Annotated in this window: 19 protein-coding genes; 9 read left to right on the top strand and 10 right to left on the bottom strand. The window is 65.5% G+C overall.

The genetic code is table 11. From position 1 onward, the window contains the following. Positions 1–56: 56 nt before the first annotated feature. Positions 57–1,238 (bottom strand): iron-containing alcohol dehydrogenase, encoded by a 1,182-nt coding sequence (locus MC381_RS01440; RefSeq protein WP_251975939.1) that lies wholly within the window; start codon positions 1,236–1,238, stop codon positions 57–59. A gap of 171 nt (positions 1,239–1,409) precedes the next feature. Between MC381_RS01440 and MC381_RS01435 the strand changes: the two genes are divergently transcribed. Then, on the top strand, positions 1,410–2,858 hold the full coding sequence (locus tag MC381_RS01435; protein WP_251975938.1) for an aldehyde dehydrogenase family protein: 1,449 nt from the start codon (positions 1,410–1,412) through the stop codon (positions 2,856–2,858). Between the two features lie 188 nt (positions 2,859–3,046). Then, positions 3,047–4,096: an aspartate carbamoyltransferase gene (gene pyrB, locus MC381_RS01430; RefSeq protein WP_251975937.1), complete on the top strand. Its 1,050-nt coding sequence runs from the start codon at positions 3,047–3,049 to the stop codon at positions 4,094–4,096. Between the two features lie 119 nt (positions 4,097–4,215). Here pyrB and ruvX read toward each other — a convergent pair whose 3' ends face one another. The 4 genes from ruvX to MC381_RS01410 form a co-directional block, all read right to left on the bottom strand. Further along, positions 4,216–4,671 carry a Holliday junction resolvase RuvX gene (gene ruvX / locus MC381_RS01425; RefSeq protein WP_251975936.1) on the bottom strand — a complete coding sequence of 152 codons (456 nt, stop codon included), beginning with the start codon at positions 4,669–4,671 and terminating at the stop codon, positions 4,216–4,218. After that, positions 4,671–5,228, bottom strand: a complete 558-nt coding sequence (locus tag MC381_RS01420) for a YqgE/AlgH family protein (RefSeq protein WP_251975935.1) — start codon at positions 5,226–5,228, stop codon at positions 4,671–4,673. The genes ruvX and MC381_RS01420 overlap by 1 nt, the downstream gene beginning before the upstream one ends. Positions 5,229–5,376: 148 nt before the next feature. Then, positions 5,377–6,354, bottom strand: a complete 978-nt coding sequence (gene gshB, locus MC381_RS01415) for a glutathione synthase (protein ID WP_251975934.1) — start codon at positions 6,352–6,354, stop codon at positions 5,377–5,379. A gap of 103 nt (positions 6,355–6,457) precedes the next feature. Continuing rightward, the gene (locus MC381_RS01410; protein ID WP_251975933.1) at positions 6,458–8,605 is read right to left on the bottom strand and encodes a prolyl oligopeptidase family serine peptidase; all 2,148 of its coding nucleotides are present in this window, start codon (positions 8,603–8,605) and stop codon (positions 6,458–6,460) included. 177 nt (positions 8,606–8,782) lie between these two features. Here MC381_RS01410 and MC381_RS01405 point away from each other — a divergent pair, with 177 nt between their 5' ends. Both MC381_RS01405 and MC381_RS01400 read left to right on the top strand, forming a co-directional pair. After that, entirely contained in the window at positions 8,783–9,550 is a 768-nt protein-coding gene (locus MC381_RS01405; RefSeq protein ID WP_251975932.1) for a glucose 1-dehydrogenase, read from the top strand. 203 nt (positions 9,551–9,753) lie between these two features. Continuing rightward, positions 9,754–10,884: an alkene reductase gene (locus tag MC381_RS01400; RefSeq protein ID WP_251975931.1), complete on the top strand. Its 1,131-nt coding sequence runs from the start codon at positions 9,754–9,756 to the stop codon at positions 10,882–10,884. Between the two features lie 179 nt (positions 10,885–11,063). Here the strand turns inward: MC381_RS01400 and rph are convergent, their stop codons facing one another. Further along, positions 11,064–11,786, bottom strand: coding sequence for a ribonuclease PH (rph, locus tag MC381_RS01395; protein ID WP_251975930.1), 723 nt, complete (start codon positions 11,784–11,786; stop codon positions 11,064–11,066). A gap of 159 nt (positions 11,787–11,945) precedes the next feature. Between rph and MC381_RS01390 the strand changes: the two genes are divergently transcribed. Both MC381_RS01390 and MC381_RS01385 read left to right on the top strand, forming a co-directional pair. Further along, positions 11,946–12,809, top strand: coding sequence for a YicC/YloC family endoribonuclease (locus MC381_RS01390; RefSeq protein WP_251975929.1), 864 nt, complete (start codon positions 11,946–11,948; stop codon positions 12,807–12,809). 63 nt (positions 12,810–12,872) lie between these two features. Further along, positions 12,873–13,691 carry a bestrophin family protein gene (locus MC381_RS01385; RefSeq protein ID WP_251975928.1) on the top strand — a complete coding sequence of 273 codons (819 nt, stop codon included), beginning with the start codon at positions 12,873–12,875 and terminating at the stop codon, positions 13,689–13,691. A 28-nt stretch (positions 13,692–13,719) separates the two neighbouring features. On the opposite strand, the gene MC381_RS01380 is transcribed toward MC381_RS01385, so the two are convergent. Further along, positions 13,720–15,171 carry an aspartate ammonia-lyase gene (locus tag MC381_RS01380; RefSeq protein WP_251975927.1) on the bottom strand — a complete coding sequence of 484 codons (1,452 nt, stop codon included), beginning with the start codon at positions 15,169–15,171 and terminating at the stop codon, positions 13,720–13,722. Between the two features lie 269 nt (positions 15,172–15,440). Here MC381_RS01380 and MC381_RS01375 point away from each other — a divergent pair, with 269 nt between their 5' ends. The 3 genes from MC381_RS01375 to MC381_RS01365 are packed head-to-tail and all read left to right on the top strand — an operon-like array spanning position 15,441 to position 16,971. Beyond that, positions 15,441–15,680 (top strand): type II toxin-antitoxin system Phd/YefM family antitoxin, encoded by a 240-nt coding sequence (locus MC381_RS01375; protein WP_189443474.1) that lies wholly within the window; start codon positions 15,441–15,443, stop codon positions 15,678–15,680. A 1-nt stretch (position 15,681) separates the two neighbouring features. Next, complete coding sequence (locus tag MC381_RS01370) at positions 15,682–16,068, top strand: type II toxin-antitoxin system VapC family toxin (RefSeq protein ID WP_251975926.1); 387 nt, start codon at positions 15,682–15,684, stop codon at positions 16,066–16,068. Between the two features lie 51 nt (positions 16,069–16,119). Next, on the top strand, positions 16,120–16,971 hold the full coding sequence (locus tag MC381_RS01365; RefSeq protein ID WP_251975925.1) for a protein NO VEIN domain-containing protein: 852 nt from the start codon (positions 16,120–16,122) through the stop codon (positions 16,969–16,971). A 254-nt stretch (positions 16,972–17,225) separates the two neighbouring features. Here MC381_RS01365 and cydC read toward each other — a convergent pair whose 3' ends face one another. The 3 genes from cydC to MC381_RS01350 all read right to left on the bottom strand — a co-directional run bounded on the left by cydC (position 17,226) and on the right by MC381_RS01350 (position 21,947). Then, positions 17,226–18,875, bottom strand: coding sequence for a thiol reductant ABC exporter subunit CydC (gene cydC / locus MC381_RS01360; protein ID WP_251975924.1), 1,650 nt, complete (start codon positions 18,873–18,875; stop codon positions 17,226–17,228). Continuing rightward, positions 18,872–20,689 carry a thiol reductant ABC exporter subunit CydD gene (cydD, locus tag MC381_RS01355; RefSeq protein WP_251975923.1) on the bottom strand — a complete coding sequence of 606 codons (1,818 nt, stop codon included), beginning with the start codon at positions 20,687–20,689 and terminating at the stop codon, positions 18,872–18,874. The genes cydC and cydD overlap by 4 nt, the downstream gene beginning before the upstream one ends. A 211-nt stretch (positions 20,690–20,900) precedes the next feature. Further along, a complete protein-coding gene (locus tag MC381_RS01350; protein ID WP_251975922.1) occupies positions 20,901–21,947 on the bottom strand; it encodes a cytochrome d ubiquinol oxidase subunit II in 1,047 nt (348 codons plus the stop codon). Positions 21,948–21,953: the final 6 nt, after the last annotated feature.

The following is a 21,953-nucleotide window of genomic DNA, read 5'->3' as shown; positions in this document are numbered from 1 at the left end:
ATGACCCTCCTGATGATGGTGATGGATGATGCCGTGATGGACGATGCCGCCATGGCTCAGCGCGCGGCATCGATGGCGCCGTGAATCAGCTCGGCCAGCGCCTCGCGAGGGCAGTGAATCGGGTTGGTCGCGTAGGCGGGGTCACCTTCGATCGCCGGCAGGAGCCCCTCGACGATATCGTGCGACACGCCAATGCCGGCCAGCCCTCTGGGGATATCCAGCCGGTCCAGCAGCGAGCAGACGGCCGCGTAGAACGTCTCGAATCGGGCATCCTCAAGGCGCATGGCGTGGGCAATCATCGGCAACCGGGTTTCGAGGGCGGCGCGATTGAAGCGCAGAACGGCGGGCAACAGGATGGCGTTGGTCATGCCATGGTGCGTATGACAGGCAGCGCCCACCATGTGGCTGATGGCATGCACGAGGCCCAGCCCCTTGAGGAAACCGACGCCGGCCAGAAAGGAGCCTGTCAGCATGTTGCTGCGCGCGGCCAGGTTCTCGCCGTTGGCGACGCTCTCCTCCAGGCTTTCCCAGATCAGCGCCAGCCCCTGAAGCGCTGCGCCATCGCTCAACGGATGGAACATCGGCACGAGATAGGATTCCAGCGCGTGGGTCAGGGCATCCAGCCCCGTCCACGCCGTCATGTCGGCCGGTAGACCCAGCGTGAAATGGGGATCGAGAATGATCTTCGCCGGTCGCGCCAGCGGGTGATGAACGCACTCCTTGGTGCCGCGCCGGCTGTCGATGAGCATGGCGGTGCTATCGCCTTCCGCCCCGGTGCCGGCCGTGGTCGGTACGGTGATCAGCGGCGGAAAATCCGCCGCCGAGAGATCCGTCGGCACGCTGTCGTTATAGTCGAAATCCCACAACGCATAGCGGTTCTGCCTGGCGATCAGCACCGCGCCCTTGGCGCCATCCATGGCGCTGCCACCACCGATCGCGATGATGCAATCGGCGTCATGATCGCGATAGCACCGGGCTGCCGCCTGCGCATCGGCGTCCGAAGGGTTGGCATGGATCTCGTCGAACTGGGCACAGGTGATGCCGGAGGTCGCCAACTGCGCCTTCAACGTCGCCAGGTGGTCCAGCCTCGCAAACCCGGGGTCAGTCACGATCAATGGCCGGCTGAGCCCGCGGCTCGTGAAGACGGCATTCAAGCGGGCGATGGCACCGGGGCCCGATTCGACGCTGTAGGAGAGATCCCATTCGACAGACGCGAGTGAAGAGACGGCGGCTCGCATAAAGGCTTCCTTCCCGATCGGTGATGAAAACTCGCAGGCGCGACGTTTCGAGGCGCCGCAAAGCGGCTCGGCATCGACGGCGGATACGAGTGGCAAACGCTCAGTTCACACCTTTATACTTCACTATTGAAAATAGTTTCAATAGTGAAGGCGAAAAGGGAGTCAGCCGACATGCAGGAGATTCGTCAGCAATTCATCGACGGCGCGTGGCGCCCGAGCAACGCCACCCACGGGCTGGATGTGATCGATCCCTACCGAGAAACCAAGATCGCCACGCTGACGGTGGGTAGCCCGCAGGATGTCGATGCCGCCGTGCAGGCCGCGCGTCGCGCCCTGCCCGCTTGGCAACGGCTCTCGGGCGAAGCCCGCGGGCGCTACCTGGACGCGCTGGCCGACGGTCTGTTCGCGCGACGTGACGCCTTGTGCCGGTCGATCAGCCGCAATGGCGGCAAGCCGCTGGCCGAAAGCCAGCTGGACGTCGACGATGCAGTCGCGTGCTATCGCCATTACGCGACGGTCGCCAGGCAGCTGGACGCACGCCAGGGGGAGTCGAGCAATGCCACCGTGACCGGTGTCCACGTGCGTCGCTACTGGGATCCGATTGGTGTGGTAGGGCTGATCACGCCCTGGAACTTCCCTCTGGTGACGGCGGCCTGGAAGATCGCCCCCGCGCTGACGGCCGGTTGCAGCATTGTCTTCAAGCCCTCGGAGGTCGTGCCACTGCCGGAGCAGGCCATCGCCGAGATCGCGCAGGAGATCGGCTTGCCGCCTGGCGTGTTCAACCTGATCAACGGCGATGGCGCCCACGCTGGCACGGCACTGACGCAACACCCCGGTATCGACAAGCTGTCATTCACCGGCAGCACCGCCACCGGTGAATCGGTCATGCGTGCCGCGGCGACCGGAGTCCGCAACGTCTCGCTCGAGCTGGGCGGCAAGTCCGCCATCATCGTGACCGAGGACGCAGACCTCGCGCAGGCGGCGGGCCTCGTCCTCAATGGGATTGTCGCCAACGCCGGGCAGATGTGTTCCGCCACATCGCGGCTACTGGTACACCAGGCGCTCGCCGAACCACTCTATGCGGCACTGAGCCGGCATATCGAGGCCCTGGTGATGGGCGATCCTCAGGACGACAGCACGACACTCGGTCCGCTCGTCAGCGCCCGCCAGCGGGAGACCGTGGGCCGCTATCTCGCGCAGGCCGAACATGAGGGGTTGCGTGCCGTGTCGGGCACGCGCCCTCGCCAAGCCCCAGGCCAGGGCTACTTCGTGACCCCACGACTGTTTCGGGACGTCCCGGTCGACAGTCGCCTCTGGCGGGAAGAGATCTTCGGCCCGGTGCTCTGCGCGCGCTCGTTTGCCAGCGACGAGGAAGCCATCGCCGTCGCCAACGACAGCGATTTCGCGCTGGCCGCGAGTGTCGTCAGTGGCAGCCGCGACAGAGCCGCGGCGATCGCGCAGCAACTGGTGGCCGGTACGGTCTGGACCAATATGGATCAGGTGGCACCGCCCTCGCTGGCCTGGGGTGGCGGCAGGAAGAGCGGCATTGGCCGCGAGCTCGGCCAGGAAGGCCTGGCGGCCTATCAGGAGTTGAAGCAGGTCATGACGCCCATGCCCTGAAACGTCGGCCGCGCCCCGCTCGGCGCGGCCTTGTTGCCCGGCACGATGGGTATCAGCTCCGCCACGCGACATCGCCGCGCGTGAAGCGAATCGCCAGCGACGCTACACTGTCGCCGCCAAACATCGCCGCCCGGCGCCAACGTCGCGCCAGCCCGATTCGCCACCCGCCGCCAACGAGGTTTCCGCCCATGCCTTCGCATCTGCTCTCCATCGACTCACTTTCCCGCGATGCCGTCGATCACCTGATCCGGGTGGCCGAACGCATGGAGCCGATCGCCAGCCGCCGCAAGGTGACGCGAGTGCTGGAAGGCGCGGTACTCGGCAACCTCTTCTTCGAGGCCAGCACGCGCACGCGCATCAGCTTCAACGCCGCCTTCTGCCGGCTCGGCGGCAGCGTCTGCGACACCACCGGCTTCACCTTCTCGTCGATGGCCAAGGGCGAATCGCTCTACGACACCAGCCGCGTGATGGGCGGCTACGTCGACGCCATCGTGATGCGGCATCCGGAACAGGGCTCGGTGGCGGAATTCGCCGAGGCAACGCAGGTGCCGGTGATCAACGGCGGCGACGGGCCGGGCGAGCACCCGAGCCAGGCGCTGCTCGATATTTACACGATCACCAAGGAGTTCGCGCGGCTCGGCAAGCCGCTGGCGGGCGCGCACCTGCTGCTGACCGGCGATCTCCGCCATGGCCGCACGGTGCACTCGCTGATCAAGCTGCTGTCGCTCTTCGATCCGCTGCGGATCACGCTGGTCTCCCCGCCGGGGCTGGAGATGCCGCAGCACCTGGTCGATCTGGTCGCGTCGCGCGGGCACCGCATCGACACGCGTCCGAGCCTCGCCGAGAACTTCGACGACGTCGATGTCATCTACGCCACGCGCATCCAGCGCGAGCGCTTCACCGCCGAGATGTCGGAGAACTTCACCGAGCTGACGGCGGACTTCGTCGTCGATCGCGGCTTCCTCGATCGCCGCTGCTCGCCGACCACCATCGTCATGCACCCGCTCCCCCGCGACAGCCGCCCCGGTGCCAACGACCTCTCCACCGACCTGAATGGCGACCCGCGCCTGGCGATCTTCCGCCAGACCGATAACGGCATCCCCATGCGCATGGCGATCTTCGCGCACCTGCTCAAGGTCGAGGATCTGATCGAGCAGGATCTGCGCGACGTGCGCTGGTTCGTGCCGGAGACATTCGGCGTGGATGATCGAGAGCTGAAGGCCGACGGCGCGTCCTGAGAGAAAATCGAGAAGACCGACATCACGCGCCCGGAAAGGCACTCGGGGCCGTTTTGACAACGGCCCCGAGGCTGGGGAAACGGCTCTGAGGCTCGGGAATCGGCAATCGACGGCGGCGGTCAGGCGGCGGCGTGGTGGAACCAGTTTTCCAGAATCAGCTGTGCGGCGATGCCGTCGACCCCGCGGTCGCGATAGTTGCCCTTGTGGCCCTGCGACTGGGCGATCAGCTTGGCCGCACGGGTCGTACCGCGTTCATCGAACATCTCCACCGGCTTGCCGAAGCGGCCATGAAGGCGGTTGCCGAACTTGCGCGCCCGCAGGCTCATCTCGGATTCGCTGCCGTCATCGTGAATCGGCAGGCCGACCACGAGCAGATCCGGCTGCCATTCGTTCAACAGCCGCTCGATCACGCGCCAGTCGGGAATGCCGTCGCGGGCGGAGAGCGGTTCGAGCCCGCTGGCCGAACGCAGCATCTCGTTGCCCACGGCGACGCCGATGCGTCGCGTGCCGTAGTCGAATGCCATGACCAGCCGCTGACCGCTGTCGGCATCCGCCTTGCCGCCCAGTGTCGCCATCAGGCGTGCCCGGCGTCGCGGGTCAGCAGATTGAGATCGACCCCCAGAATACCGGCGGCGGCGGCGAGGCGCTGCTCCGGCGGGCGATCGAAGAGAATCGAGGCGTCGCCCTCGACGGTCAGCCAGCTGTTCTGCTTGAGCTCGTCTTCCAGCTGTCCGGTCTTCCAGCCGGCACATCCCAGCGTGACCAGATACTGGGACGGACCGCGCCGCTGGGCGATCGCCTGCAGCATGTCCATCGAGGTGGTCAGCGCCAGCCCGTCGGCGACCTGGATGCTGGAGTCCCAGTCGCTGGCGTTGCCGCGATGCAGGATGAAGCCGCGATCGCGATAGGTCGGCCCACCGTTGTAGACCAGCACATCGTTGTGCGGACCCGGTTCGGATTCGATATCGAGCTGCTCGAAGAGCCCTTCCAGCGTCAGCTCCGAGGGGCGATTGACGATCACGCCCAGCGTGCCGTCATCGTCGTGGTCGCAGAGATAGGTCAGCGTACCCGCGAAGTTGGGGTCTTCCAGGTGCGGCATCGCCATCAGAAAATGGTGTTTGAGGCTTTGCATGAGACTCCATCGGACGTCGCGCGGCGACACCGGCGGACGGACGTCTCGAACCGCCGGATCGAAAGAATGATGATGCTTGAAAGAATGGTGATACGTGATTGTAACACCTCCGCCGGCACGTCCGGCGGTGATGGCAAGGCAGCGGGCGTCAGCGAGCGTCAAGACGGGCGGCGATCGCGGCCATCAGCTGGGCGCCGATATCGGTGCCGCGCTGATCGTCGATCTCGCGCACGCAGGTCGGGCTGGTGACATTGATTTCGGTGATGTAGTCGCCGATCACGTCGAGGCCGACGAACAAAAGCCCTTTCTCACGGATCATCGGCTGCACCTGCTGGATCAGCCAATGGTCGCGCTCGGTCAACTCGCGGGAGACGCCGCGGCCGCCGGCGGCCAGGTTGCCGCGGGTCTCGCCCGCGCTGGGAATGCGTGCCAGGCCGTACTCGACCGGCTCGCCGTCGACCAGCAGGATGCGCGTGTCACCGGCCTCGATCTCCGGCAGATAGCGCTGCGCCATGATCTGGCGCTGGCCGCCTTGAGTCAGCTGCTCGATCACCGAGCCCAGATTGCGACCCTCCGGGCCGATGTGGAAGATACCGCTGCCCCCCATGCCGTCGAGCGGCTTGAAGATGGTGTCGCCCTGTTCAGCGTGGAAGGCGCGCAGCACCGCATCGCGACAGGACACGACCGTCGGCGGAATGCAGTGCGCAAACTGCTGGGCGAATAGCTTCTCGTTGCACTCGAGCAGCGCCCGGGTCGGGTTGACCACCAGCGAGCCCTCGCGCTCGGCGAAACCGAGCAGATGCACGGCATTGAGGAAGTGCTCGTCGACCGGCGGGTCCTTGCGCATCAGGATCACGTCGAGTTCGCCCAGCGGCATCGCTTCGCGCTCACCGAGGTCGAACCAGTGGGCAGGGTCACGATGCACATCGAGCGCACGCACGCTACCCATGGCGCGCCCTTCGTAGAGATAGAGATCTTCCTGCTCGAGGTAGTAAAGCGACCAGCCCATCGCCTTCGCCGCCCACAACAGCGTCAGCGTGGTGTCCTTCTTGTAGGTAATGTCGGCAATGGGGTCCATCACCACACCGAGCTTGACGGTGCCGGGGTGTAACGTGTTCTGGCTCATCGGTCAGGCCTTCCGAAAGAGAGATTGAATGGGCCGCAGTATGACGCAGCGGGCACGGCAGCACCAAGGCTGCCATGCCCGCCGAATACCCGTTGCCGGCCACTCACTCACCGCCCAGCTTCTCCCACAGGAAGCGCCAAGCCAGCGCGCCCATTCGCGCACGCTGGGCGTTGTCCGCCGCGCCGCCGTGGCCGCCCTCGGTGTTCTCGTAGTAGTGAACCTCGCCGCCCGCCGCGTGCATCTTCGCCATCATCTTGCGGGCGTGGCCGGGGTGGACGCGGTCATCGCGCGTCGAGGTGGTGAAGAGCACCGCCGGGTAGTCTCTGTCGTCGCGCAGGTTGTGATAGGGCGAGTACGCCTTGAGGAAGTTCTCCCAGTCGGCACTATCCGGGTCGCCGTACTCCGCCATCCATGAGGCGCCCGCCAGCAGCTGGTGGTAGCGCTGCATATCGAGCAGCGGCACCTCGCACACCGCCGCCGCGAAGTGATCCGGATAGCGCGTGAGCATGTTGCCGACCAGCAGGCCGCCGTTGGAGCCCCCGCGAATGCCGAGACGTGCGGGCACGGTGATACCGGTGGCGACCAGATCCTCGGCGACGGCGGCGAAGTCCTCGAACGCCTTGTGGCGCTCACCCTGCAGCGCGGCACGATGCCAGCGCGGGCCGTACTCGCCGCCGCCGCGAATGTTGGCCACGACGTAGGCACCGCCGCGCGCCAGCCAGCTGCGCCCGGCCCCGGCGAGATAGTGCGGCGTCAGCGAGATCTCGAAGCCGCCGTAGCCGTAAAGCAGGGTCGGCAGCGGTGTCGTGGGCACGTCTCCTTCGACGCCCGCCGGCAGCACCAGAAAGTAGGGAATCTGGGTGCCGTCCGCACTGGTGGCGAAGCGCTGCGTGACCTGCATGCCCGCGGCGTCGAAGAAACGCGGGGCGCGCTTGACCGCCTCCGGCGACATCTCGCCCTGCGCGTCCTCGAGCCGAGCCAGGTCCAGCGTCGAGAGCGTCGTCGGGGTCAGATAGTCGGTCGTGGTGAGAAAGACGTCGTCGCTCTCCTCATCGTCGATCGCGCTCACACCGATCGCCCCGGCCTCGGGCAGGCCGGGGATCGGCCGTGGCGACCAGTCGGTGCCTTGCCCCGGTGTCAGCACCTGCAGGCGATGTTTGACGTCCTCGAGGATATCCAGCACCAGATAGTGGCGAGTCCACTCGAAGCCCTCCAGCGAGCGATGCGCATCCGGCACGAAGAGCGGCGTGAAATCGCGCCCACCGCGTTTGAAGGCGGCATAGTCGATGGCCAGCAACGCCCCGCTGGGATACGTCATCTCCGGCGAATCGAGCGTCCAGTCGTCGCGCAGGTGAACCAGCAGCCAGTCACGATGAACGGACGCCTGCGCCGAGCGCGGCACGTCGATCGTGAAGTCGCCGGCTGGCGTCAATTCGATCAGCCGCTGTTCGTAGAACGTCAGCGCGTGATGAACGAAGTCGCGCTCGAAGCCGCGGGTAGCGTCATGAAATGCCACGGCCATCAGCTCCGTCGGCGCCGCCTCGAACATGGTCTCGGCCGCCGCCATCGGTTCGCCACGCCGCCAGCGTTTGACGCAGCGCGGGTAGCCGGAAGTGGTCAAGGAGTCGCTACCGAAGTCGGTGTAGACAAAGACCGTGTCGCGGTCGATCCAGCTCATACCGCCCTTGGCTTCGGCGCGCGTGAATCCGCCTTCCTCTTCGCCAATCCAGCGCTTCTCGCGCAGATCGAACTCGCGGGTGACATCGGCATCGGCACCGCCACGGGAGAGCGACACCAATGCCCGCTCCCAGGGGCCATCGGGCTCGGCCGGCTCGAGGCAGTTGGCGCCGTGCCAGACCCAGTTCTCGCCCTCGGTGGCATTGAGCGCATCGACGTCGATCAGCACCTCCCACTCGGGCTCGGCTTGACGGTAGGAAGCCCAGCTCGTGCGCCGCCAAAGCCCGCGCGGGTGGTCGGCGTCCTGCCAGAAGTTGTAGTAGTGCGCGCCGCGCTTGACCACGAAGGGGATGCGGTCATCGGCGTCGAGGATCTCGCGCAGTCCGCGCACCAGCGCATGGAAGTCGTCATCTTCGAAGCGTGCCAGCGTGCGCCGGTTCTGCGCCTCGACCCAGGCCAGCGACTCGGCGCCCTCGACCGACTCCAGCCAGCGATAGGGGTCGCCCCCGGCGGCGGCCGGCGCCGTGTCGTCGGCGACGGGCGATTGATGGCGATAGCAGGGGAAACGGAACATGCCAGACCTCGTGACGGCAGACGTTAATCCGTCGAGCCTAGCACGCGCGGCCATGGCGGATCGCGCCGACGGGCGCTGCCGCCAGCTCGATGACCACCAATCGCCTATTGGCACCTCGTCATATCACGTTCACCTTGAGAGCTCGACTTGTCACTCTCTGCGATTTCAGGAGCCCGCATGCCCGCACTGTTCGACGTCACCGACCGTCTCGCCCTGATCACTGGTTCGACCCGAGGGCTGGGTCACGCGCTGGCGCGGGGGCTGGCAGCACACGGCGCGCGGGTGATCCTTCACGGGCGCGATCTCGCCCAAGTCGAGGCCGCCGCTCGCCGGCTGGCCACGGAGACCGGCGCCACGGTCGAGGCGGTGGCGTTCGACGTGACCGATGCCGACGCCGTGAAAACCGCCGTCGAGCCGTTGATCGAACGGCTGGGCGTGCCGGATATCCTGGTCAATAACGCGGGCCTTCAGAAGCGTGCTCCCTTCAATGACTTCGATTCGGCGGATTGGGACGCGGTGATCGCCACCAACCTGTCGAGCGCCTTCTACGTTTCCAAAGCGGTGAGCCCGGCGATGTCCGCGCGCGGTAGCGGCAAGATCGTCAACATCGGCTCGGTGCAGTCGAAGCTCGCGCGGGAAACCATCGTGCCCTACGCCGCTTCCAAGGGCGGCGTGGCGCTGCTGACCCAGGGTATGGCCGCGGATCTGGCGCGCGACAACATCCAGGTCAACTGCCTCTCGCCCGGCTACTTCCAGACCGACATGAATCAGGCCCTGTGGCAGGACGACGACTTCAACACCTGGATCGAGCAGCGCACGCCCGCCGGGCGCTGGGGCCAGATCGAGGAGCTCGTCGGCACGCTGATCTACCTCTGCTCGGACGCCGCGAACTTCGTCTCCGGCCAGAACCTGTTCGTCGACGGCGGCATGACCTCGGTGGTGTAGCCTCCCGAGACCACAGCGCCGGCGTCTCGCACCCGGCGCCGGCCGGCCTTTCTGGGCGCGACGCTTCGGGTCAATCAGCCGACCGTTGTCGAGCCGATAGCTTGCCTGTATCGGGTCGGTCGACGCGTTTCATTGTTGGCCGGCTAATCGTTTCCTAGACTTTGATCCATATCATTTGCCCAATCAGGACAGGAGTCTCGCCGATGGCCTCGCTATTCGAACCCTTCGATCTCGCCGGCACGCGTCTGAACAATCGTATCGTCATGGCGCCGATGACACGGGCCCGCGCCCAAGGAGATATCCCCGACGAAATGGGGGCGCTCTACTATCGCCAGCGCGCCAGCGCCGGCCTGATCGTTTCCGAGGGCAGCCCGATTTCCCGCGAGGGCCAAGGCTATCTGTTCAACCCGGGCATCTACGGGCCGGACCAGATCGCCGGCTGGCAGAAAGCGACGCGCGCCGTGCAAGAGCGTGGCGGCGTGATCTTCTGCCAGACCTGGCACGTGGGCCGTGTCTCGCACACCTCGATCCAGCAGAACGGCGCCGCGCCGATCAGCAGCAGCGCCAAGCAGGGCGGCATGGCGTTCGGCTACAACGAGCAGGGCCAGCCGGACATGCTGGCGGCGAGCACGCCGCGGGCGGCGACCACCGAGGAGTGCCGTCGACTGGTCGGCGATTTCGCGCAGGCCGCGCTCAATGCGCGTAACGCCGGCTTCGACGGCGTCGAACTGCACGGCGCCAACGGCTATCTGCTCGAGCAGTTCATCAACGCCGGGCTCAACGACCGCGACGACGCCTACGGTGGCTCGCGCGAGAACCGCTGCCGCCTGCTGCTCGAAGCGATCGATGCGTCCGTCGCGCTGATCGGCGCCAACCGCGTCGGCGTGCGCCTGACCCCTTACGGCACGCTCTTCGACATGCCGCTCTACGACGATCTCGAAGCGACCTATCTCTATCTTGCCGAGGAGCTCAGCAAGCGCGATCTGGCCTACGTCCATCTGATGGATCAGGGCGCTCAGGGACAGGAAGGGTTGCCGCGCGAGTTCCTGCGTCGGTTCCGCGACGCCTACACCGGCACGCTGCTGTTCGCCGGCAATCTCGACAAGGCGGAAGCACAGAAGCTCGTCGACGACGGCACCATCGATCTGCCGGTCTTCGGCCGCCCGTTCACCTCGAACCCGGATCTGGTCGAGCGCCTGCAGAACGACTGGCCGCTCGCCGACTTCGATCCGGATACCTTCTACGGTGGCGATGCCCGCGGCTACGTCGACTTTCCCACTTACGAGGAAGAGCAGGCGCGCCTGGAACGCGAGCGGATGCTGAAGGAGAAATGATGCTGAAAGAGACATCCTGAGCAGCCGTACCCGCAACTCAGGCATCCTTGAATCAGCGCTCTGATCCAAAAACCCCGCCGCCTTGTTAGGCGGCGGGGTTTCTGTTTCGGTCTCGACCGTTGATCCGTGACGAATCGATCGTCGAGGGGGAATGGCGACTAGGGTAGCGGCAAACGGGTTTAGCGGCGCACGCCCAGCGCTTCGCGCTGCTTCTCGAACAGGGTATTGCACCCGAGTTCGGCGAGATCGAGCATGCCGTTCAGCTCGGCGCGTGAAAACGCTTCGGCTTCCGCCGTGCCCTGAACCTCGATCAGCTTGCCGTCCTCGGTCATCACCACGTTCATGTCTGTGTCCGCGGCGCTGTCTTCCGGGTAGTCCAGATCGAGCACCGGCGTGCCCTTGAAGACACCGACCGAGATCGAGCTGACCAGCTGACGGAAGGGGTCGGTCTTGATCATCTTCTTGCGCTGCATGTACTGGATCGCCTCGACGAGCGCGACACAGGCACCGGTGATCGAGGCCGTCCGCGTACCGCCATCGGCCTGCAAGACGTCGCAGTCGACCGTGATGGTGAACTCGCCGAGCTTCTTCAGATCCACCGCCGCGCGCAGGCTGCGACCGATCAGACGCTGGATCTCCAGCGTACGCCCGCCCTGCTTGCCACGGGTCGCCTCGCGACCGCCGCGGGTGTGAGTCGCGCGCGGCAGCATGCCGTATTCCGCCGTGACCCAGCCCTGATTCTTGCCCCGCAGCCAGCGCGGCACGCCGGCCTCGACGCTGGCGTTACACAGCACCTGGGTATCGCCGAAGGTGACCAGCACCGACCCCTCGGCGTGACGCGTAAACCCGCGAGTCAGGGTGACTTCACGGGGTTGATCGGGTTGTCGTCCACTCGGGCGCATGAAAGCCTCTCGAATCGGGGAACCGTGGATGGATGAGCCGCCATTCTACCGATCTCCCGCCCGAATTCACGGCCTGGCACGCGTGCGGGGCCGATGGCCGCCAAGGCGCCCGGCGATGCGGTACACTCGACGGGTTGACCGTCGAACCAAGGATTCCCCATGCCCCTTAGCATGACCGCCTTCTCGCGCCAGACCTGTGATGCCGACTGGGGCAGCCTGCAGCTCGAACTGCGCTCGGTGAATCAGCGCTACCTGGAGCCCCACTTCCGCCTCGCCGACAGCCTGCGCGATCTGGAACCGCACTTCCGCGAAGCGCTGCGTTCACGCCTGGCCCGCGGCAAGGTGGAGTGCACTCTGCGCTTCGACCCCGCCGAGGCGAGCGCCGCCCCCGGCATCAACGAAGATCAGCTCGACGCCCTCTCGCAGGTGCTGACGCAGGTACGCGGACGCCTGCCGGAAGCGCCGATGCCCAACGCGCTGGAGCTGCTGGCTCATCCCGGCATCATGGCGACTCAGCGCATGGATCTGGACACCGTCAAGGCCGCCGCGCGCGAACTCTTCGACGCCGCGCTGCAGGACCTGACGACCGGCCGCGCCCGCGAAGGCGAACGCCTGGCCGAGCTGATCCGCGAGCGGCTGACCGGGGTGCGCGAACAGGTCGCCACGGTGCGCACGCATCTGCCGGCGATTCTCGAGCGCCAGCGCACGCAGTTGCTCGAACGACTGGAAACGGCCAAGGCCGAGCTCGACCCGCAGCGCCTGGAAGCGGAGATGGTGCTGGTCGCGCAGAAAGCCGACGTCGCCGAAGAGCTCGACCGGCTCGAAACCCACGTCACCGAGGTCGAACGCCAGCTCAAGCAGAAAGGCCCCATCGGCCGGCGCCTAGACTTCCTGATGCAGGAGCTGAACCGCGAAGCCAACACCCTCTCCTCCAAGGCGATCGTCGCCGACACCACCCGCTGCGCGGTGGAGCTGAAGGTGCTGATCGAACAGATGCGCGAGCAGATTCAGAATCTGGAGTGAAAGCCGTGTCCCGAGGCCTCGGACCGTCGTTCTGTTCTTCCATCCACTCGGGGCATTCGCTGCATGATCGTCAACCAAAACCCAAGCTGGATCGGGGCGCTGGTCACGCTCAAGGGCTCGATCATCAAGCGCATCGCGCTGCGCTGCCTGATGATCACGCTGCTCGCCTGCCTGATCGTTCTGATCGAGAGGCGCTATCCGGCCTGTCACGACCGCTGGTGGGAAGGGCGCCGCGCCTGGGGCAACGTGATCATCGAGACCCGCTCGTTCATCCGCGCCAGTGTCGCCGTGCAGGACCCCGCGACCCGGCGGGCGCTGCTGCGGCCGCTATGCGGTTTCAGCCACGCGCTCAACGCCCGGCTACGCGGCGAGGATGAATTTCTGGCGGCCTCGCCGTGGCTCTCGGCGCCTCGCGCCGCCTATGGCATCAACGTCAGCGACAGCATTCTGAGACAGGTCGGCGAGCAGTGCGCCACCCTGGCCACGCAGGGCACGATCAACGAGTGGCGCTACACGATTCTGGAGCAGCGGCTGCAGGTGCTGGCGAACGCGCAGGGCGTATGCGAGCGGATCAAGCAGACGCCGCTGCCCTTCCCCTACACGCTGCTGCTCCACCGCACCATCTTCCTGTTCTGCATCCTGCTGCCGTTCGCCATGGCGCAGCCGCTGGGCTGGATCGCCCCGGTCTTCACCGCCATCGTCAGCTATACCTTCTTCGGCCTGGATGCCATCGCCGACGAGCTGGAAGACCCGTTCGGCTACGACGAAAACGACCTGCCCACCGACAGCATGACGCGCACCCTGGAGCGCGAGATTCTCGAGGCGCTGGGCGAAACCGAGCTGCCGCCCGCACTGGCAACGCAGGACCGCGTACTGACCTGAGCCGGCGCGTCGCCGCGACGGCGTGGGCCTACTGCCCCAGCGGCTTGAGCCTCGGCGCGATCATGTTCTCCGGGCGCAGGATATCGGCGAGCGAAGCTTCATCCAGCAGGTTCTCTTCCAGCACCAGCTCCAGCACGCCACGCCCGGTGGCGAGCGCCTCGCGCGCAATGCGCGTGGCGTTGTCGTAGCCGATGTGCGGGTTCAGCGCCGTGACCAGCCCGATCGACTTTTCGACCATCTCGCGGCAGTGCGCCTCGTTGGCGGTAATCCCATTGATGCAGTGCTCACGCAACATGTTCATGGCACGGGTCAGCAGTCGAATGGAGTCGAACAGCTTGTAGGCGATCAGCGGTTCCATCACGTTCAACTGCAACTGCCCGCCCTCGGCGGCCATGGTCAGCGCCAGATCGTTGCCGATCACGTCGAACGCGACCTGATTGACCGCCTCCGGAATCACCGGATTGACCTTGCCCGGCATGATCGAGCTGCCCGGCTGACGTGCCGGCAGGTTGATCTCGTTGAGCCCGGCGCGCGGCCCGCTGGAGAGCAGGCGCAGGTCGTTGCAGATCTTGGAGAGCTTCACCGCCAGCCGCTTCAGCATGCCGGAGAAGAGCACGAAGGCGCCCATGTCCGAGGTCGCTTCGATCAGATCCTTCGCCGGCACCAGCGGCTGGCCGCTGATCGTGCTGAGCCGCTCCACCGCCAGATGCTGGTAGCGCGGGTCGGAATTGATGCCGGTACCGATGGCCGTGCCGCCGAGATTCACCTCGCACAGCAGGCGCGGAATCTGCGACTCCAGATGGCCGAGATCCTCACCCAGCGTGGTGGCGAAGGCGTGGAACTCCTGCCCCAGCGTCATCGGCACCGCGTCCTGCAGCTGAGTACGGCCCATCTTCAACACGCCCGAGAACGCCTCGCCCTTGTCCGCCAGCGCATCGCGCAGGCGCGAAAGGCTGGTCAGCAGATCGTCATGACCCAGCAGCAGACCGAGCCGGATCGCCGTCGGGTAGGCGTCGTTGGTCGACTGCGCCATGTTGACGTGGTTGTTGGGGTGCAGCTCGGCGTAGTCGCCCTTGGCGTGGCCGAGATGCTCGAGCGCCAGGTTGGCGATCACCTCGTTGGCGTTCATGTTGGTCGAGGTGCCGGCCCCGCCCTGGATCATGTCGACCACGAACTGATCGAGATGCTCGCCGCCCACCAGCTGCTGGCAGGCGTGACGAATCGCCCCCAGCCGCGTCTCGTCGAGATAACCGAGCTGGTGGTTGGCCTCTGCCGCCGCCTGCTTGACCATCGCCAGCGCCATCACCAGCTTGGGATAGTGCGACAGCGGCACGCCGCTCAGATGGAAGTTATCCAGCGCCCGCTGCGTCTGGATGCCGTAATAGGCAGTGAGGGGAACGGGCAGCACGCCCAGCAGGTCTTTCTCTTCACGGGTGAGGATCGCATCGGCATCGGTGCCGTGGTCCGGTGTTGCCATCATGGTCGCAGTCGTCTTCGCAGCGGGGGGAGAAAGGCCACGCCGCCCAGAGCGGCGCGATCCGGTAATTCAGTGACGCTACGGTAACGCCGCCGCGAACGGCTGCCCAATGCCGTTGCGTGGTGGTGCATGCCGGGAAGGTATGGGATCGTTTTCGCGGGATAGTACGGCGGTCGAAAAGCTCGGTACTGGCAGAGTGATGTCGAATCTTGATGTCAGTTCAACGGTAATTGCATAGACTAGGCCCATTAAACTAAGTCCAGGTAACGGCCATGGAATCCGTCAACATTCACGAAGCCAAGACTCGACTCTCTCAGCTTCTTGCCAAAGCCGCGCAGGGAGAAGGTTTTGTCATCGCCAAGGCCGGCAAGCCAATTGCCAAGGTCACGGCTATCGATAGCCCGGACGCCGGTCAGCAGAAACGGCTTGGCTTCATGAAGGGCCAGTTCAAGGTCCCCGAGGACTTCGACCGCATGGGCGAGCAAGAGATCGCTGACATGTTCGGAGCCTGAAGTGAATCTGCTACTCGATACTCACGTCTTGCTGTGGGCCGCCGCAGAGCCAGAGCGACTGTCCGATGAAGCCGTCGCGCTGATCGAAGATACCGGAAACACTCTCCATTTCAGCGCGGCAAGTCTGTGGGAGATCGTGATCAAGAACGGGCTCAAGCGTCCCGACTTCCAGTTGGAGCCGCATCTCTTCCGCCGCAGTTTGATCGACAACGGATACCTTGAGCTACCCATCGCCGCGTCACACACGCTGGCTGTCAGCCATTTGCCGGATATTCACAAAGACCCTTTCGATCGCATCCTGGTCGCCCAGGCCGAGTCTGAAGGCTTTCTGCTGCTGACGGCGGATGAGCTGGTGGCACGTTATTCGGGGCCGATTCGGCGGGTCTAGAATGACTAGGCACTCATTGCAAACCAAACGAATCATCCTTGAGTGATTACTATGCCCCAATCGCATTGGAGCGTTCTCGAAGTCGAAGCCATCGTTGCAACGTATCGGCAGATGCTCGTCGCCGAACTAAGTGGACAGCGCTACAACAAGAGTCAGCTCAATCAAGCGTTGATGGAACGTCTCCAAGACCGCTCAAGGTCCTCCATCGAATATAAACACCGCAATATCAGCGCCGTACTACGCGATGCAGACTGCCCCTATGTGGACGGCTACAAACCCTTGGGCAACTACCAAGGAATGCTCGTCGAAGCCGTAGAGCGGGTCTTGTTGGGTAGCGAAATTTTCGATCGCGCGGCCCGCTCCGCCGCCGAGCGGCCGGCGGTCGATTCAGCCGAGCCAGCCCATGATGGTGTCATTGTGATGCCACCAGAGGCACCGCAGTCCCATCACGAGATCAACGAAAAGCCCGCCGCCTACGAACGACGCCCCATCAAGCGTGATTATCTCGCCCGTGAAGCGCATAACCGCGAACTCGGCCTTTCTGGTGAGCGCTTTGTCGTTAGCTTCGAGCAGCACCGCTTGCGTCAAGCAGGCGAATCTCGACTCGCGGATCGGGTAGAGCACATTGCTGAAACACAGGGTGACGGCGCCGGATTCGACGTACTCTCCTTCGAGCCGAATGGACGTGAGCGCTGGATTGAGGTCAAAACGACTGCCTTTGCCAAAGAGAGCGCATTTTTCATCACGCCCAACGAACTCGCTTGCTCACGCGACAACGCCGAGCGCTATCATCTTTTCCGCCTATTCACGTTTCGCAATAAACCGAGAATGTTCTGCTTGCAGGGGGATATGAACGATTATTTGTGGCTTGAGCCCAATAGCTATCGGGCAGGTATTCGTTAGTGTTCAATAAAATTACTGCCAGGGCATCGGGAGTTCTCAGACAGTTCCAGTTAGCTTGTGTCGAGACTATCACCCCACCCGCGCCCCACCCGGCGAGTCATGTTCACGATATGCAAAAAAATCGACATGACATCGCTGTCATGTCGATACCATCGACACCAGCCACTAGCGCAACCTGATCACTGTTATTTCATTTTTGGCGCGAACGTAAAATAGTCATCGCCCCTACTTTAACTTCCGCCTCGTTAAGAGCCTCACGCCCCCACCCTCACCACTCTCCCCACGAACGCGAGCGCCCGCGGCCGGTGCGAGACGAGCAGCGTGGTCTTGCCCTGCATCAGCTTGCCGAGGGCTTCTAGCACCCGCGCTTCGCTGTCGGCATCGAGGCCTTCGGTGGGTTCGTCGAGCAGCAGGATGCGGGCGTCTCTGAGGAAAGCGCGGGCGATGGCGACGCGTCTTGCCTGCCCGCCGGAGAGGCGGGTGCCTACTTCGCCGACAAGCGTGTCCAGGCCCTCGGGGAAGTCGTCAAGTTCGTCACCAAGACCGGCGAGTCTCAGGGCCTCGAGCAGTTCATCATCGCTGGCATCGGGCTTGGCGAGCAGAAGGTTGTCGCGGATCGAGGCGTTGAAGAGATGCGTGCGCTGGGCGATGACGGAGATCGTCTGGCGCAGGGTGGCGTCATCGATCTCGCGCAGGTCGACGCCGCCAATGGAGATCTCGCCTGACTGGAATTCGCGGAAGCGCTGAATCAAGGCGAGCAGCGTACTCTTGCCGGCGCCACTGGGCCCGACCAGACCGACCGCTTCGCCCTCGGCTACGCGCAGCGAGACGTTCTCGAGCGCCCAGTCGCCGATCAACTGATAGCGCATGCTGACGCCTTCCAGCGCGATATCGAAGCGTTCGGGTGTCTTCACCTGCGCCGGCAGCGGCGCGGTGACAGCGGGCCGGGCGTCGGCGATCTCGAACAGCCGCCTGGCGGCAGCGATGGTCTCGCCAAAGGCGGCGAAGGCAACCGGCAGTGGCGCGACGGCCTCGAAGCTCGCCAGCACCCAGAGCGCGAGCATGGCGAGCTGCGGCCCCGGCATGTCGCCGGCGGCCACCAGCGGAATCGTCAGCACCAGCGCCCCCCACATGGCGAGATTGCCGACCAGCCCGGAGAGCGCACGGCCGATGGCCCCGACCCACATCTGGCGGCGCTGGGCCGCGACCAGGCGCTCGCCGAGTTCGAGCACGCGCGCACGCTGACGCTCGAACGCGCCGAGCACGAAGAGTTCGCCCAGCCCCCGCGTGGTATCGGTGGCGGCGGCATCCAGCGCGGCTCGGGTATCGGCCAGCCCGTGCCCGGCCGCCGCGGCCAGCCGCAGTGCCAGCAGCGGGATGATCGCCCCGGCGAGCAGCAGCGCGACGAGGTCGAGCACCGCGACGCGGCCATCGTAGAAGGCGAGCCCGGCGACGATGACGAGTGAGCACAGCAGCGCGTTGATCACCGGCGCGAGGATGCGCAGGTAGAAATTGTCGAGGCTGTCGATATCCGCCCGGATACGGCTCAGCAGATCACCGCCACGCCAGGTATCCAGCGCCGCCGGCCCCAGCGGCTCCAGCCGCTCGTAGAACCACACGCGCAGCTCGGCGAGCACGCGCAGCGTGGCTTCGTGGGTGACGAGCCGCTCGCCGTAGCGCGCGCCCGTCCGCAGGATCGCCAGGCCGCGAATCAGCGCCGCCGGGGCGAAGTAGGAGATCGACTGGACGCCGAGCCCGGCCAGCGCCATGCCGGCGATAAACCAGCCGGAGAGCGCGAGCAGCGCGACGTTGGCGAGAATCACCACGCCGCCCAGCGCGATGCCGCCAATGACCCAGCGCCGATAGGGGCGGAAAAGCGCCAGCAGACGCCGCAGTATCGTCATGCGATCTCTCCTGACGCCAGGGCGACGAAGCGGGCGAAATCGCCGCCGGCGGCCGCGAGCTCGGCGGGGGAGCCCTGCTCGACGATCCGCCCGCGATCGACGAACAGCACGCGATCGGCTCGCCGCGCGCAGGCAATGTCATGGGTAATCAGCAGCGTGGCCACCTGCGCACGTATCGTCTGCAGACCGTCGAGCACCCGCGTCGCCGTCTCGGCATCCAGCGCGGCCGTGGGTTCGTCAAGCACCAGGACTTCAGGCTTTGCGACCAGTGACCGAGCCAGTGCCAGGCGCTGGATCTGCCCACCGGAGAGCCCGCTGCCCCCGTCGCCGAGCCAGGTATCGAGGCCGTCCGGCAGCTTCTGCACGATATCGAGCGCATCGGCGGCAGTGAGCGCGGTGTCGATGTCGGCGGGTGTGGCGTCCGGGGCGCCGAGCGTCAGGTTGTCGCGCACGCTGCCGGCGAACAGCGTCGCACGCTGCGGCATCCAGCCGAGACGCGCGTGCCAGGCGGCACCGTCCAGCGTGTCGAGCGGCGCCTCATCCACCCAGATTCGACCGGCGGCGGGGTCGAGAAAGCCGAGCAGCAGCTTGCCAAGCGTCGTCTTGCCCGCGCCGCTGGGCCCGGCCAGCGCCACGCACTCGCCTCGCGCCAGTGACAGCTCGACCTCGTGAACGCCGGCGTTACCGCCGTCGCGCAAATCATGACGAAAGCTCACCCGGTCGAAGCGAATCCGCTCGACCGGCGTGCTCGGCAGCGGCTGCCCTGACGGTCTCCCCGCCGTCTGGCCGTCGGCGGTATCCGTGGCCGGGTCCGCTTCGCGATCCGAGGATTCCAGCACCGGCATCAACGCACCAACGGCACCGATGGCTGCCATGCGCGCGTGATAGTTGGCCCCCATGTCGCGCAGCGGGCGGTAGAACTCCGGCGCCAGCAGCAGGGCGAACAGGCCGGGCAGAAAGTCGAGCTGGCCGTAGTAGAGCCGAAAGCCGATATAGACCGCGACCATGGCGACGCCGAGCGTGGCGAAGAACTCGAGTACCAGGGAGGAGAGGAAGGCGACCCGAAGCACCGTCATCGTCGCGCTGCGGTAGTCCTCGGAGAGACGCGCGACTGCCTCGGCTTCGCGCTTGCTGGCGCCGAACTGCTTGAGCGTGGTCAGGCCTTCGATCGCATCGAAGACGTGCGCGCCCAGCAGTGCCAGGCGCCGCCACTGCTTCTGGCTCAGCGCTTCGGCGCCGCGGCCGACGATGATCATGAACAGCGGCAGGATCGGCGCGGTGATCAGCAGAATCAGCCCGGAAACCCAGTCGTGCGGGAAGAGCACGACCAGAATCGCCAGCGGGATCAACGCGGCGAGCTGCTTCTGCGGCAGGTAGGCGGCGACGTAATCGTGCACGCCCTCGACCGCCGTGCCGAGGGCGTTGGCGATCTCGCCGCTGCGCTGCCTTTCCATCCAGCGCGGGCCGCGCGCGGCGATGCTGGCCATCACTCGCTCGCGCAGCGTGCGCTTGATGCGGCTGGCCGCCTCGAAGGCGAGCCGGTCACTGACCATACCGACGATGGCGCGCAGCCCGAACACGCCGAGCAGCGGCCACAGCCAGCGCCAGACCTGCTCGAGCCCGGCGCCGTCGATGATCACCGCATCGATGACACGGGCTACCAGCCAGCACTGCACGATCAGCAGCAGACCGCCAAGCAGGCCGCTGAAAGCCGTCAGCGAGAGCGTGCCGCGCACGGCGCGAGCACGGGACTTCAACCACTGTTCATGGCGGCGGGCCGAGCCACCGTGCGTGGGGGCGCCAGGTAGAGCCATGACATCTCCTGTCACGAAAGTCGTGAAAGCAAGCGTGAATGAAAGTGGCGGAAGACAGCATCAATCGACGGCGCCTATCGATGACGCCTATCGATGACGCCTATCGACGGCGCGCTCGCCAGGCGCGAACGATACGCGCCTTCCGCGAGGGACGGCGAGGCCCCGTCTACGGGGGTAGACGGGGCCTCGTCACGGGCCGGCCGGCGGCGGGTCAGTGGGCATGAGCCGCCAGCTTGGTCACCCGCGCGCGGAACACCCAGATCTGGTAGGCGTTATACATAATCATGACCGGAATGAAGCCGCCCATGGTCAGGGTAAAGGTCGTGATCGACACTTCGGGGCTCGCCGCATCCCAGATCGTCCAGGTACCGGGAATCAGGTAGGGGAACATGGTCGCCAGCATGCCCAGGCCCATGATTACCGCCGCGCCGTTGAACCACAGCACCGCCGCGAGATCTCGGTCCTGGTGGGTCGCCCGGCGCATCTGGATGATCGCGAACAGGCTGACGATGAACAGAATGCCCCAGATCCAGATCCCCGGACCGAACCAGCGATTGGCGGCCCACGGGAAGATCAGCGCGCTCCAGGCGGTGGTCACGGCGACGGCGGCAATGGCGAGATAGAAGATGGTCGCGGTCCATTTGGCCGCATCCTGACGGATCGGCTCGTCCTTCTCGAAGCGTGCGCGCACGAACAGCAAGCCGGCCAGCGTCATGGCGATGGTGGACGCGATGCCGACCCAGATCGAGAACGGCGTGATGAAGGCGAAGGCCCCGCCGACGTAGGTCGGCACGCGACCGGCTTCCTCGGTCATCGGGTAGCCGTGAAGCACGGCGCCGACCGACATGCCGCCGAAGAAGGTGACCGTCAGGCTGGCGACGCCGAACACACCGTCGCTGAAGCGCTGCCAGAACGGCGAGGCGAGATGGCGAAACTCCAGCGCCACGGCGCGGGCCATGATGCCCCAGAGTACGAAGGCCAGTGGCACCATCAGATAGTTAAAGGCAGAACCGTAGACGTACGGAAAGGTCCCGAACAGAATGCCACCGGCAACGATCAGCCAGGTTTCGTTGGCATCCCAGGTGCCGGCCATGGCCGCCATGATCGCGCCGCGCTCGTCGTGATCGCGAACGAACAGCGAGAAGATACCGGCGCCCAGATCGGCACCATCCAGCGCGATGTAGATCAGCACGCTCACCCCCAGCGCGAACCACCACGCGAAGATCAGGACCTGCTGTGAAGCGGAAAGCGTATGCATCGATGA

Source organism: Salinicola avicenniae (genome assembly GCF_023736115.1).
In the GTDB taxonomy this organism is placed as follows: Bacteria; Pseudomonadota; Gammaproteobacteria; order Pseudomonadales; family Halomonadaceae; genus Salinicola; species Salinicola avicenniae.
Note: the sequence above shows the minus strand (reverse complement) of the source record. Positions and strands in the feature narration are given on the sequence as shown.